The following is a 12,698-nucleotide window of genomic DNA, read 5'->3' as shown; positions in this document are numbered from 1 at the left end:
ACGTGCCGTTAATTCTAAATCATAAATGACCTGTCTTTTAAAAACGCTATGAAACATTGCCATGCATAAACCCGCCGTCAATGCCATCGCCACAAGTCCCACTATCACCAAACGACAGGTGATCTTTTCAGAAATGCTTTTTTTCATTCGCCAGCCTCATCTCTCTCGCTTAGGCAATAACCAACTTTTCGCACGGTGTGGACCATGCTTCCTGCATCTCCCAACTTCTGACGAAGTGTACGTACATGCATATCTAATGTGCGACTCTCGCCAAAAAATTCCGTATCCCAAACTTCTTTCATAATTGTTTCGCGTGGCAACACTTTTTCCGCATGGCACAAAAGCAACTTAAGCAAAGAATACTCTTTATATGTAAGAGAAATATCTTTTCCGCTCACCTGAACGGTGTGTGTACCCTCATCCAGACTGATAGGACCATACTGCATCCGTTCATCTTGCTTTTTTTCGGCTCTGCGCAAAACCGCTTTAACACGGCTGATAAACTCCATCACACCGAACGGTTTGGATATATAGTCATCCGCGCCACAATCCAAACCTGTTACAACATCAATTTCACTTGTTTTTGCTGTTACCATAATGACCGGAACACTTTTTGCCGGACCACTTGCACGCAATCGTTTCAGAATAGAAAATCCATCTTCTCCTGGCAACATTACATCCAACACAATCAGTTGCGGAACCTGCTTGTTGCACTCCGCCAAACAACTTTCCCCATTTTCAAATCCCTTTACATGAAAGCCGCTGTTTTGCAGTGCATATTCTTCTAAGCCACGAATACTTGCATCATCTTCCACAATATAAATCATTTTATTTCCTCCGATTCAACCATAGATGGGAACGTATATCTTTTTCGATATTTTTCAATCCGATTTTTAAACTCTTTGCTTTCCTCAGTTTTCATTTTACCTAAATATTCATGCGTGTCAAAACTGTCATGTGCTACTTCAATCATAGCAACCGCTACATTGCTGCAATGATCCGCCACGCGTTCGTAGTTATTGAGCAAATCCGAGAGAATAAATCCAAGCTCAATCGTACATTCGCCATTTTGTAAACGTGTAATATGCCGCGCTTTCATCTCGCGCACCAATTCATCCACGACTTGTTCCAGAGGTTCTATTTTTTCTGCTTCGCTTAAATTTTCTTCTACAAACGCGGAAACGGTCCGATTGACAATTTCCTGAATTGCCGATTCCAAAACATCCAATTCCTCTAATGCATTTTTGGAAAACTGCAATCCCTTTTCATGAATTTCTATCGCTGTTTTTCGGAGATTCATTGCATGATCCCCGATTCTTTCAAAATCGCCAATTGTGTGAAGCAAAACAGAACTTGCATGACTATCTGCCATGGTCAAGCTCCGGCTGGATAACTTTACCAAATACGTTCCTAACACATCTTCCAGGCGATCAATCGTCTCTTCGCCCTCGTTAATGCTGTCCGATAGACCTTTATCCCAATGATGTGTTAAGGACATTGCCCGCAGCAATCCCGTACGAGCCGTATCAGCCATTTTATCCGTCAATGCACGTGCTCTCTCGACTGCAACAGAAGGAGTAACCAACAACCTCTCATCCAAAAGCTGAATGGTCTCCGGGCTTTTTCCGTCTGGAATCGTAAGAACCGCCAGTTTCTCCAGTTGGCGATTAAATGGCAAAAGGACCATCGTGGCCACAATATTGAAAACTGAATGAACTACTGCAATTCCCGCCGCATTCACCGTTTGATTGACAAATGAAAAATGCACCAAAGAATTCAATCCGTAAAATCCGACTAAGAACAGCGCAACACCGATTACATTAAAATAAAGGTGAACCATTGCGGCGCGCTTCGCATTTTTATTCGCCCCGATAGACGAAATCAATGCTGTTACACAAGTACCAATGTTTTGCCCCATGATAATCGGAATAGCACTTCCAAAAGTGATGCTTCCTGTAATCGCCAGCGCCTGCAAAATTCCCACACTAGCACTGGACGATTGTATGATTGCCGTAAGGAGCGCACCAGCAAGCACACCTAAAATTGGATTTCTAAACATCGTAAAAAGGGCTGTAAACTCTGGCACATCTGCCAACGGCTTTACCGCTCCCGACATTGTCTCCATACCGCTCATTAAAATAGCAAATCCGAGAAGAATCGTGCCGATACCTTTCTTCTTTTCGCTCTTTACAAACATATAAAGAACGATGCCCACAAAAGCCAAAAACGGAGCAAAACTTGCAGGTTTCATCAGCCGAATCCAAAAGCTATCCCCCTCAAGGCCGGACAAGCTCAGAATCCAACTGGTTACAGTTGTTCCTACATTGGAACCCATAATAATTCCAACCGCCTGATGAAGCTGCATCAACCCACTGTTTACAAAACCTACGACCATCACAGTTGTGGCACTGGAAGATTGAATGACCGCAGTAACGATCAGTCCCAGAAAAAAACCTTTTAAAGGATTGTCTGTAAGTTTACTTAGGATCGTCTGCAAACGATTGCCCGCTTGCTTCTCCAGCGCTTTGCCCATGATGTCCATTCCAAAGAGAAACATCGCCAATCCGCCCATCAAGGACAGAACGTTGAAAAGACTCATAACAAATTCCTCTCTTACCAAAAATCTTTTTCTTTACACATACATTACCTACATTATTGTAAAAGAACCCATGTAAAATTCACGACCGTATTTATGTAAAATCCATGTAAAGTTTACAAGAATTTTGCTTTTTCTAAATCTCTTTACTTATTTTTTTCAAAATTCTGACTCAATCATGGTAGTTGCAAAATTGAAATCAAGGTATGCTAAATGTGCCCCAAGAGAAAAAGAAAAGTTCGGCAGGTGCCGAACGGCAAAGAGAAAAAGGAGAATGAATGATGAAACGCACTTCAAAAGTATTGGCATTTTTGACCATTGGCGCAATGCTTCTGGCCGGTTGTGGTCAGAGCACCAGTTCTTCTACGGCAGCAAGCACTGCTGAGCAGAGCGAGGCCACTGCCTCTAGCACTGCAACAGAGGAACTTTCCGGTAAAGTATCCACTGGTGGTTCTACCAGCATGGAAGCTGTAGTCGGTGCTTTTCAAGAGGCTTTCGCAGAGAAATATCCCGGAGTTGACGTTACTTACGATCCTACCGGAAGCGGCGCCGGCATCACCGGTGCTCAAGAAGGAAGTTTGGACATCGGCCTTTCCAGCCGTGCTCTGAAAGAGGACGAAACTGGTGTGACCGGAACGACTATCGCACTTGATGGCATCGCCATCATCGTAAACAGCGAAAATCCTGTTGCTGACCTGACTATCGAACAATTGGCCGGCATCGCCAAAGGCGAAATCACCAACTGGAGTGAAGTCGGCGGTGAAGATGCAGAAATCGTCTTCATTGGACGTGAGGCCGGCAGCGGTACACGCGATGGATTCGAAAGCATTGTAGGTGTTGAAGACTCTTGCGTATACTCCGAAGAATTGACTGCTACTGGCGCGGTCATCGCTAAAGTTCAATCCAACGCAAACGCCATCGGATATGCTTCTCTGTCCGCACTGGATGACACCGTAAAAGCAGTCACCGTAGAAGGTGTAGCTCCCAGCGAGGAGACCGTCCAGGATGGCACCTACAAAATTCAGCGTCCCTTCGTGTTTGTAACCAACGATTCCGCAGAGTTGAGTGAAGCTGCTCAGGCGTTCTTCGACTTTGCTCAGAGCGATGAAGCGAGCGATCTGATTCGTGCGGCCGGCGCCGTTCCCCTTGCATAATCTTCAGTGTGAAAATACAGAAACCCGACCGGCTATGCTGGCCGGGTCTTTTTTAGGAGGACGCATCCATGCGAATTAAAAAAGCTATCGAAGCCGTGATGAACGCAATTTTCTTTTTCTGCGGCATGGTCGCCATCTTGTCTGTTGCGCTCATCACTATTTACATGTTCGTTTCCGGTATTCCCGCCATGGTCGAAATTGGACCAATTAATTTTCTATTCGGAACCGTTTGGAAAAGTACTGCCAAAGAACCAAGCTTTGGTATTCTCCCCTTCATTCTCACGAGCGTGTGGGGCACATTGGGAGCGGCCCTCATTGGCGTTCCCATCGGAATTCTGACAGCAGTTTTTCTATCCAAAATCGCTCCCCGCAAACTTGCTGCTCCGGTCAGTGCTGCGGTAGAGCTTTTGGCCGGCATCCCCAGTGTTGTATACGGTCTTGTTGGCATGTTGGTCCTCGTGCCGGCTATTGCAAAAATTTTCGACTTAGCCAATGGCGCCAGTCTGTTAGCTGCAATCCTTGTGCTGAGTATTATGATTCTTCCCAGTATCATTTCCGTAAGCGTAACGGCCTTAAATGCTGTACCCCCGGAATACGAAGAAGCCAGTTTGGCTCTGGGCGCTACACCTGCGGAAACCTATTTTAAAGTGAGCATGCCCGCCGCCAAGAGCGGTATTGCCGCTGGCGTTGTTTTAGGAATCGGGCGTGCCATCGGAGAAGCTATGGCGGTCATGATGGTTGCCGGCAATGTAGCCAATATGCCGGGTCTGTTTAAAAGCGTCACATTCTTAACTACAGCAGTAGCCAAAGAAATGAGTTATGCTTCCGGACTTCAGCGTCAGGCACTGTTTAGCATCGCTCTGGTTCTGTTCCTTTTCATCATGCTCATCAATGGAGTTTTGAACAGCGTACTTAAGCGGGGTGACAACAATGCGAAATAAATCGAGAATTGTCTGGGACACCGTCCGCAAAATTCTGGTCTACGCGGCGGCCGCTCTAACGATGCTCCTCTTGATCGGTATTATTGGATATGTTCTTTACAAGGGACTGCCTGAATTAAGTTGGCAGTTGATCACCAGCGTACCGAGTGTGACAAAAAAAATCGATGGCATTCTCCCCTACATTTTAAATACGCTCTATGTCATCATACTTTCATTGTTGATTGTCCTTCCGCTGGGCGTAGGCGCTGCCGTTTATCTCACCGAATACGCACAAAATCGCAAGTTGATTCGTACCATCGAATTCACTACGGAAACTCTGGCCGGTATCCCTTCCATTATTTATGGTCTGGTTGGTATGCTCATTTTTTGCCAGAAACTTGGATTTCAAAGCAGTCTACTTGCAGGTAGCTGTACCTTAGTGGTTATGACGCTGCCTACCATCATTCGCACAACACAGGAAAGCTTAAAAACCGTACCGGAAAGTTATCGAGAAGGTGCACTGGGTTTAGGTGCAACCAAATGGCATATGGTACGCACCATCGTCCTGCCCTCCAGTGTAGATGGAATCGTGACTGGCTGTATTCTGGCGGTTGGTCGAATTGTAGGAGAGAGCGCGGCCCTTCTGTTCACAGCCGGCTTCGGAAAGATTGTGGCGGACAATATCATCGCCGCATACAGTCGCAGTGGTGCTACACTTTCAGTTGCTCTTTATATGCTGGCTTTTGAAGAAGGTAAATTCGACGTGGCTTGGGCCATCGCAGCACTCCTTCTTTGTCTTGTGCTTATTATCAACTTAGCTGCTCGCTATGTGCGAGCCAAAGCTTCCAAAAAACACTGAGGAGGACCGTTCCATGGAACAGACACCGATTATACAAACCAAGAAACTCACACTGCATTACGGCGATTTTGAAGCGCTGAAAGGCATTGATATGGATATTATGTCCCAACAGGTAACCGCCTTTATCGGCCCATCCGGTTGTGGAAAAAGTACATTTTTAAAAACGTTGAATCGTATGCAGGACCTCGTGCCCAGCGTTCGAATCAACGGCCAGGTTACTTTTCACGGCAAAGATATCTTTGCCAAAGATGTCGACGTAACTTGGCTGCGCAAAAAAATTGGTATGGTTTTTCAAAAGGCCAACCCCTTCCCCATGAGCATTTACGACAACATTGCTTATGGTCCTCGCCTGCATGGTCACCCCAGTCGTGCCGAACTGGATCAAATTGTAGAAAAAGCACTGCGTGGAGCTGCTTTATGGGACGAAGTAAAAGATCGTCTTAAAAAAAGCGCTTTGGGCCTTTCTGGTGGTCAACAACAACGTCTATGCATCGCACGTGCTTTGGCCGTTGAACCCGAAGTACTTCTTATGGACGAACCTACCAGCGCTTTGGATCCTGCCAGCACTATGAAAATTGAAGAGCTGATGACACAACTCAAACAGCAATATACCGTTGTCATCGTAACGCATAACATGCAGCAAGCCGCACGTATCAGTGACAAGTGCGCGTTTTTCCTCGTGGGCGAATTGGTAGAAATGGATGACACCCAAAAAATCTTTGCCAACCCCACTGACAAGCGCACCGAAGATTACATTAGCGGCCGTTTCGGCTAATCAGGAGGATTGAATATCATGCAGACACGCACCGAATATCTTTCTCAGCTTGCGCAATTGGATCAAATGGTAAATTCTATGGGAGACTTAGTTTCTTCTTCTCTGTCGCAAGCACTTCACGCTTTATGGAACAACGAAAAAGAATTGGCCCGCTCTATCGCAGCGCAAGATGATACCATCGATGATAAAGAACGGGATATTGAACATTTATGTATGACCTTGCTTCTTCGCCAACAACCGGTTGCTTCAGATCTTCGCCAAGTGAGCTCTGTGATGAAACTGGTTTCGGATCTGGAGCGAATTGGGGATCACAGCGCAGACATTGCAGAAATCGTGGAGCATCTCTCCGCCAATAGCTATATGCCCGAAAGGCTCAAAACAATGGCTGAAACTGTACAACAGATGGTTCGTGAAGCCGTGGCTGCTTTTGTTCAGCACGATACAAAACACGCCTCTTGTGTAATTGCCAAAGATGATGATGCCGATGCCGACTTCATTGCCATTCGCCAGGATATTACCGCTCATATTGTAAAGCAGCCGTCGGATACCGACGCCGCCTTGGACTCTTTTATGATTGCTAAATATCTGGAGCGTATCGGTGACCATGCTGTAAACGTAGCGGAATGGGTTTCTTTCTGTCATGACGGTGAATACAAAAACGGCCCCTTGCTTTAATAAAATACATTTAATAAAGAAGCAGCGTATGCCTATGAGCATACGCTGCTTCTTTATTGTCTCTAATAAATTCCAGCTTTTTGACAACATCGTTCTGCCTTTTCAAGCCTCGGCCAAAAATACGACGCCGAACAGGTTAGCTTCAACCGTAAATTTCTTTGGCGTAGTGTTCCACTTGTTCTCGGGTTGGCAGCGACTCAATGGCACCTTTTTTTTGAACACAAAGCCACCCGGCAATATTACCGTTTTGCATCGCCTGCCGTAAAAGCGACTTTGTCAATGAATCTGTCGAACGAATCTTTGCCCTTTCTAATGTTGCCAAAAATCCTCCCCAAAAAGCATCGCCCGCACCAGTAGCATCTATGCACCGCGCCTGAATTCCGGGCAATTCCAACCGCTCATTCTGCCAAAAGCAACGTACTCCCTGTTCTCCCAGCGTTTCCACTACCACCGCAATGTGATTTTCCGTCATTACCTGCGCGATCAAATCCTCTCCGCCCAACATTTGAGCTTCCTCCTGAGAAATCTTCAAAAAATCCACAAAAGGAAGGATTTCACGTATAGCCTGTACGGCGGCATGCTCGTCGTCGTCCCACATCACATTGCGATAATTTACATCAAAACTAACAAGCTTCCCAGTGGCGTGTCCTTGCTGAATCGCATATACCGTAGCATCTCGGGCACATCCTTTGGAAAGAGAACAAGAACCCGCATGCACCCAATCCGCACAATCAAAGGCTTCACAATTCACTTGTTCCGTATCCAAAAACATGTCTGCTCCCGGTTTACGTGCAAAGGTAAAGGAACGATCGCCCTTTTCATCCAATGTGACGAAAGCCATGGTCGTGATTGCTTGATCGGTCAGGCGAACAACTGGGTTCACATGATTCTCTCTCAAAGTTTCCAATAAAAAATTGCCAAAATCATCCTTGCCCAGTACTCCGCAGAAAGTCACATCACATCCGTGCCGAGCCAGTGCAATCGCGGCATTCGCTGGTGCGCCCCCTGCTCTGCGAATATAGCTGCCTGGTTCATCTCCTGGAAGGAAATCAACCAGCATCTCTCCCACACAGAAAACACTCATCTCTGTGCGCTCCTTTCCCTCACAGACAAGCTTTATAAATTTCTACTACGTCTTCCCAAGTCAGTTTCACAAAACCATCGTCCAACGCAACCTGCCGAACCTTTTTAGCCATTCGCTCAAAGTTCTCATTTCCAATTCCCAACTGAGTCAGTGTGGAAGGAATTTTTAATTCTTCAAAGAAAAATTGTTCTGTTTTGCGAATGGCCTCGTTGGCGATGCTAAACGGGTCTTGATCAGGAGAAATCCCCCACACGTTCACACCATATTCCACAAATTTTTGAACGGTTTCATCCCGCAAAACATATTTCATCCAACGAGGTGTTAAAATTGCCAAACCAACTCCATGGGTAATATCATAAAAAGCGCTCAACTCGTGCTCAATCGGATGCACTGTCCATACATTTGCTTTTCCATCTGCCAGAAAATCATTAATCGCCCAACTAGAAGCCCACATCAGGTTGGCTCTGGCCTCATAATTATCCGGTTGCTGAATGGCAATGGGCCCATAATGAATACAGGTTTTTAAAATTGCCTCTGCCATCCGATCCTGAAAATATGTTCCAGGCGTACGGTTAAAGTAGGTCTCCATTGTATGACTCATAATATCTACCGTACCAGCCGCAGTTTGATTGGCCGGAACGGTAAATGTATACGTAGGATCCAATACAGATGCCTTTGGACGCTGATCTGCCACTCCACCACCAATTTTTTCATAAGTGGCTAAATTTGTGATCACTCCGCCACAGTCCATTTCACTTCCTGTAGCCGCCAGTGTCAAAACACTAAAAACAGGCAAAACCTTTTTTATTTTAGACTTATCGATGCACAAATCCCATGCATCTCCATCATAATTGGCAGCCGCCGCCACATATTTTGCACAATCAATGCTGCTGCCACCGCCTACTGCCAAGACCATTTGAAGAGACTCTCTCTTACAAATATCGGCCCCTTCTCGCACACTCTCAATGCGCGGATTGGGTTCTACGCCTGACAATTCCTGCCAGTAGATTCCGTTTTCACGCAGCATATCCAGCACTTGCGCATACAGTCCAGTGCGTTTAATGCTTCCACCGCCATAAACCAGCAACAGACGATCTCCGTACTTTTTCATTTCCGGACCCAATTTGCCAAGTTGTCCCTTTCCAAAAAAGACCTTGGTGGGAATGTCATAATCAAAGTTCAGCATAACAAACCTCCTCTTTTACTCTACCGCGAATTGACTATTATACAAATTGGCGTAAAAACCGCCTTTTTTCAAAAGTGACTCATGCGTACCCTGCTCTACAATATGGCCCGCATTCATAACAAGAATAACGTCTGCCGATTGAATGGTAGAAAGCCGATGTGCTACTACGAAACTGGTACGGCCTTGCATCAATTTTTCAAAAGCCTGTTGTATCAGCATTTCTGTACGAGTATCGATGCTGGATGTAGCCTCATCTAATATTAACATTTCTGGCTGACAAAGCATAATGCGCGCAATGCACAAAAGCTGCTTTTGTCCGGCTGAGAGATTTCCGCCACCCGGCTCAATGACTGTGTCATACCCTTGCGGCAAGCGTTTAATAAAACCATGGGCGTATGCTGCTTTTGCCGCTGCTTCAATTTCAGAAAGAGTTGCGTTCGGTTTACCATACGCAATATTTTCACGAACCGTAGCATTTTTCAGCCACGTTTCCTGCAACACCATTCCATACATTCCGCGAAGCGAATCTCGTTTTAAGGTACGTATCTCATTTTCATCAACGTAAATAGCGCCCTCACAAACATCATAAAAACGCATTAGCAGGTTGATAAGTGTTGTCTTTCCACATCCTGTAGGACCTACAATGGCAATTCGCTGGCCCGGCTTTACATCCAAATGGAAGTTTTCGATCAAAGGCACTTTCGGAGTATAAGAAAAAGCCACATCTGCAATCCGAACGGCACCCTCACACGTTTGGGGCGCTAAAGCGTCCGGCGCGTCCGGCGTCTCTGGTTGCGCATCCAAAACAGAAAACAAACGTTCTGCACTTGCCAATGCCGTCTGCATTTGCGTTAATACACCAGTTACCTCATTGAATGGTTTCGTATACTGATTTGCATACGTTAAAAAGCAACTGAGCTGACCCACACTGATAGAACCGCCAATAGCAGACAATGCTCCAAACACTGCCACCGCAGCATACACAATCGCATTAACAAAACGTGTACCCGGGTTCGTGATTGAAGAATAAAAAACGCTTTTTAGCCCGGTCTCATACAGTTCGTCACTAATTTGATCGAATGTTTCAAAACAGCGCTGTTCATATCCAAAAGAGCGCACCACACTCTGACCTGTCACCATTTCATTGATATAACCGGATAACTTTCCCTGTGCCGCACTCTGCGCCCGAAAGAATCCATCGGTCCGCTTTGCCACAAATCCGGCAAACCAGATGGAAATCGGCGTCACCAGAACCACCACCAACGCGATAAACGGATTGAGTACCGCCATCACACAAAGGGTTCCCAAAATTGTAGCCACTCCAGGCAAAAGCTGGGTTAAGCCTTGCAAAAGTCCTTCGGACACCCACTCTGCATCATTCACCATACGGCTGATGATATCTCCATGTGAATGTCCATCAATGTACTTCAGGGGAACCCTATTCAAAACTTCAAAAGCTTCTTTTCGCAAATCGTTGGCTGCCCAAGCTGACACATTACGTGTGCAGACATTTAAAATCCACTGAAATACCGCTGCCAGAAGAACAGTAACAGCCAGCAATATCAAGTAAAAAAGGACCCCTTTATAATTCACGTCACCTGGACCGAAAACCTGATCAATTGCACGTCCAATAAATACCGGACCCAAAAGTGTAAACACAACATATAGAAATGCACAGACAAAGCCAGCGATGAGGTTGAAGCGATAAGGAACTGTATATCCCAAGATCCTCTTGATCGTTTTCATTTTCATTGCACACCCTCCTCGCTGAGCAGTTTTTGGGAACGGCAAATCTCCCGATAGACCTCGCAGTTGTTTAAAAGCTGCTCATGAGTACCATAACCACACATACGTCCATCATCTAAAACCAAGATTCGATCTGCATTTTTGATTGTAGACGCACGCTGACTGATCATTACCACCGTCATTCCCCGTGTGTCCCGTCGCAAAGCTTTTCGCAAAGCTGCATCTGTGGCATAGTCCAGCGCAGATGCCGAATCATCCAAAATCAAAATTTGCGGCTGTTTTGCCAAGGCGCGCGCAATGGTCAAACGTTGTTTCTGTCCACCGGATAGATTTTTTCCACCCTCTTCGATTACCGTGTCCAATCCATCCGGTTTGGAATGTACAAACTCCGCTCCCTGCGCTGTATCCAACGCTTTCCAAAGTACCGTATCATCGGCCGTCTCATTTCCCAGTTTCAAATTGGAACGTATTGTTCCACTAAATAACATCGCCGTCTGCGGAACAAGGCCTATCTTTTGATGCAAATCGGCCAAAGTATAATCTCGAATATCTACCCCTTCGATTTTAATCTTTCCCGCAGTGACATCATATTCTCGCGCAAGAAGCCGCGCCAATGTTGTTTTTCCGCATCCTGTACCACCAATAATCCCCAAAGTCCAGCCTTTGTCCACCTGAAAAGAAATCTTTTCTAAGGCCTCATCGCCACCGCTGTGGTAACGAAATGATACGTTCTCAAACTCAATATAAGGCGAACCAGATAGAGCTTTCTGACTTTCAGCTACATCCTGCATACTTGTTTGTTGTTCCAACACCTGAGCAATACGACGTGCGCTTGCAACTGCTCTTGTTAAGACAACAATGATATTGGCAAGCACAATCAAAGCCAACAACGTTTGTGTCATATAATTGACCAGTGCGATGATTTGTCCTTGTTCCAGAATTCCCATATCCGTAAAACGGGCACCAAACCACACAATCGCCACGATAGCAAGATTTACAATCACCGATGTAATGGGATTCAGCGCCGCCGAAATTTTTCCCACATAAACTGTGGTCTTTGCCAAATCATCGCCAGCCACATCAAATGTTTCGACTTCACTTTTTTGTCTGGAAAATGCACGAATCACACGCGCACCTTCCAAATTTTCACCCGCTAAACGGGAAATGCGGTCCTGCCCTTTCTGAATCTGAAGATAATACGGAACGCTTCTACTCATGATCACATAAAGGACCAGCACGATCAGCGGTGTGGACACTAAAAAAATCAGCCCGATTTTCCAATCAATTAAAAGCGCCATTACAATAGAGCCCCCCGTCAAAAAAGGAGCTCGTACAGCAAGGCGAATAAACATATTGACTCCCGTCTGCACCTGGTTGACATCACTTGTTAAACGGGTGATCAGAGAGTCCGTTCCAATTGTGCCATACTCTTTTTGCGAGAGGCTGAAAATGTGCCGAAATAATGTTTTGCGTAGACTACGGCCGAATCCTTGTGCGCACACTGCCGCAAAGTATTGGCAAATCAGAGCACATACCAGACCAATCGCTCCCAAAGACAACATAAAAAGGCCATGCGTCACCACATAGCCGCGATCCCCATTTCGAATTCCCACATCAATAATGTCTGCCATCAAAAGAGGGATCATCAGTTCCAATATCGCTTCTGTTAATTTGAACAATGGTCCCAAAATCATCTGTTTTCG

General features: G+C 45.8%; 11 protein-coding genes. 5 read left to right on the top strand and 6 right to left on the bottom strand.

What is annotated here, in order from left to right:
- Window positions 1-143: 143 nt before the first annotated feature.
- A complete protein-coding gene (locus AB5H98_RS04400) occupies window positions 144-827 on the bottom strand; it encodes a response regulator transcription factor (protein WP_367924705.1) in 684 nt (227 codons plus the stop codon).
- A complete protein-coding gene (locus AB5H98_RS04395) occupies window positions 824-2,599 on the bottom strand; it encodes a Na/Pi cotransporter family protein (RefSeq protein ID WP_367924704.1) in 1,776 nt (591 codons plus the stop codon). Before AB5H98_RS04395 ends, AB5H98_RS04400 begins: the two co-directional genes overlap by 4 nt.
- A gap of 278 nt (window positions 2,600-2,877) precedes the next feature.
- Here AB5H98_RS04395 and AB5H98_RS04390 point away from each other — a divergent pair, with 278 nt between their 5' ends.
- The 5 genes from AB5H98_RS04390 to phoU all read left to right on the top strand — a co-directional run bounded on the left by AB5H98_RS04390 (window position 2,878) and on the right by phoU (window position 6,979).
- Window positions 2,878-3,750, top strand: coding sequence for a phosphate ABC transporter substrate-binding protein (locus tag AB5H98_RS04390; RefSeq protein ID WP_367924703.1), 873 nt, complete (start codon window positions 2,878-2,880; stop codon window positions 3,748-3,750).
- 68 nt (window positions 3,751-3,818) lie between these two features.
- The gene (pstC, locus tag AB5H98_RS04385) at window positions 3,819-4,691 is read left to right on the top strand and encodes a phosphate ABC transporter permease subunit PstC (protein ID WP_367924702.1); all 873 of its coding nucleotides are present in this window, start codon (window positions 3,819-3,821) and stop codon (window positions 4,689-4,691) included.
- Window positions 4,681-5,529, top strand: a complete 849-nt coding sequence (gene pstA / locus AB5H98_RS04380) for a phosphate ABC transporter permease PstA (RefSeq protein WP_367924701.1) — start codon at window positions 4,681-4,683, stop codon at window positions 5,527-5,529. Before pstC ends, pstA begins: the two co-directional genes overlap by 11 nt.
- Window positions 5,530-5,542: 13 nt before the next feature.
- Entirely contained in the window at window positions 5,543-6,304 is a 762-nt protein-coding gene (gene pstB, locus AB5H98_RS04375) for a phosphate ABC transporter ATP-binding protein PstB (protein ID WP_367924700.1), read from the top strand.
- Window positions 6,305-6,322: 18 nt separating this feature from the next.
- Entirely contained in the window at window positions 6,323-6,979 is a 657-nt protein-coding gene (phoU, locus tag AB5H98_RS04370; protein ID WP_367924699.1) for a phosphate signaling complex protein PhoU, read from the top strand.
- Between the two features lie 142 nt (window positions 6,980-7,121).
- Here the strand turns inward: phoU and AB5H98_RS04365 are convergent, their stop codons facing one another.
- From AB5H98_RS04365 to AB5H98_RS04350, 4 genes are read right to left on the bottom strand one after another with little or no spacing between them, the layout of a single operon-like run.
- Window positions 7,122-8,063: a carbohydrate kinase gene (locus AB5H98_RS04365; protein WP_367924698.1), complete on the bottom strand. Its 942-nt coding sequence runs from the start codon at window positions 8,061-8,063 to the stop codon at window positions 7,122-7,124.
- 19 nt (window positions 8,064-8,082) lie between these two features.
- A complete protein-coding gene (locus tag AB5H98_RS04360) occupies window positions 8,083-9,249 on the bottom strand; it encodes an iron-containing alcohol dehydrogenase (protein ID WP_367924697.1) in 1,167 nt (388 codons plus the stop codon).
- A 15-nt stretch (window positions 9,250-9,264) separates the two neighbouring features.
- Window positions 9,265-11,001, bottom strand: a complete 1,737-nt coding sequence (locus AB5H98_RS04355) for an ABC transporter ATP-binding protein (protein WP_367924696.1) — start codon at window positions 10,999-11,001, stop codon at window positions 9,265-9,267.
- Complete coding sequence (locus AB5H98_RS04350; protein WP_367924707.1) at window positions 10,998-12,689, bottom strand: ABC transporter ATP-binding protein; 1,692 nt, start codon at window positions 12,687-12,689, stop codon at window positions 10,998-11,000. Before AB5H98_RS04350 ends, AB5H98_RS04355 begins: the two co-directional genes overlap by 4 nt.
- Between the last annotated feature and the right edge of the window lie 9 nt (window positions 12,690-12,698).

The sequence above is a fragment of the uncultured Ruthenibacterium sp. genome, assembly GCF_963558415.1.
In the GTDB taxonomy this organism is placed as follows: Bacteria; Bacillota; Clostridia; order Oscillospirales; family Ruminococcaceae; genus Ruthenibacterium.
Note: the sequence above shows the minus strand (reverse complement) of the source record. Positions and strands in the feature narration are given on the sequence as shown.

What these genes read in the sequence shown, in the direction of transcription:
- AB5H98_RS04400 (WP_367924705.1), bottom strand. Translation starts at nt 827, where the DNA reads ATGATTTATATTGTGGAAGATGATGCAAGTATTCGTGGCTTAGAAGAA.
- AB5H98_RS04395 (WP_367924704.1), bottom strand. Translation starts at nt 2,599, where the DNA reads ATGAGTCTTTTCAACGTTCTGTCCTTGATGGGCGGATTGGCGATGTTT.
- AB5H98_RS04390 (WP_367924703.1), top strand. Translation starts at nt 2,878, where the DNA reads ATGAAACGCACTTCAAAAGTATTGGCATTTTTGACCATTGGCGCAATG.
- pstC (WP_367924702.1), top strand. Translation starts at nt 3,819, where the DNA reads ATGCGAATTAAAAAAGCTATCGAAGCCGTGATGAACGCAATTTTCTTT.
- pstA (WP_367924701.1), top strand. Translation starts at nt 4,681, where the DNA reads ATGCGAAATAAATCGAGAATTGTCTGGGACACCGTCCGCAAAATTCTG.
- pstB (WP_367924700.1), top strand. Translation starts at nt 5,543, where the DNA reads ATGGAACAGACACCGATTATACAAACCAAGAAACTCACACTGCATTAC.
- phoU (WP_367924699.1), top strand. Translation starts at nt 6,323, where the DNA reads ATGCAGACACGCACCGAATATCTTTCTCAGCTTGCGCAATTGGATCAA.
- AB5H98_RS04365 (WP_367924698.1), bottom strand. Translation starts at nt 8,063, where the DNA reads ATGAGTGTTTTCTGTGTGGGAGAGATGCTGGTTGATTTCCTTCCAGGA.
- AB5H98_RS04360 (WP_367924697.1), bottom strand. Translation starts at nt 9,249, where the DNA reads ATGCTGAACTTTGATTATGACATTCCCACCAAGGTCTTTTTTGGAAAG.
- AB5H98_RS04355 (WP_367924696.1), bottom strand. Translation starts at nt 11,001, where the DNA reads ATGAAAATGAAAACGATCAAGAGGATCTTGGGATATACAGTTCCTTAT.
- AB5H98_RS04350 (WP_367924707.1), bottom strand. Translation starts at nt 12,689, where the DNA reads ATGATTTTGGGACCATTGTTCAAATTAACAGAAGCGATATTGGAACTG.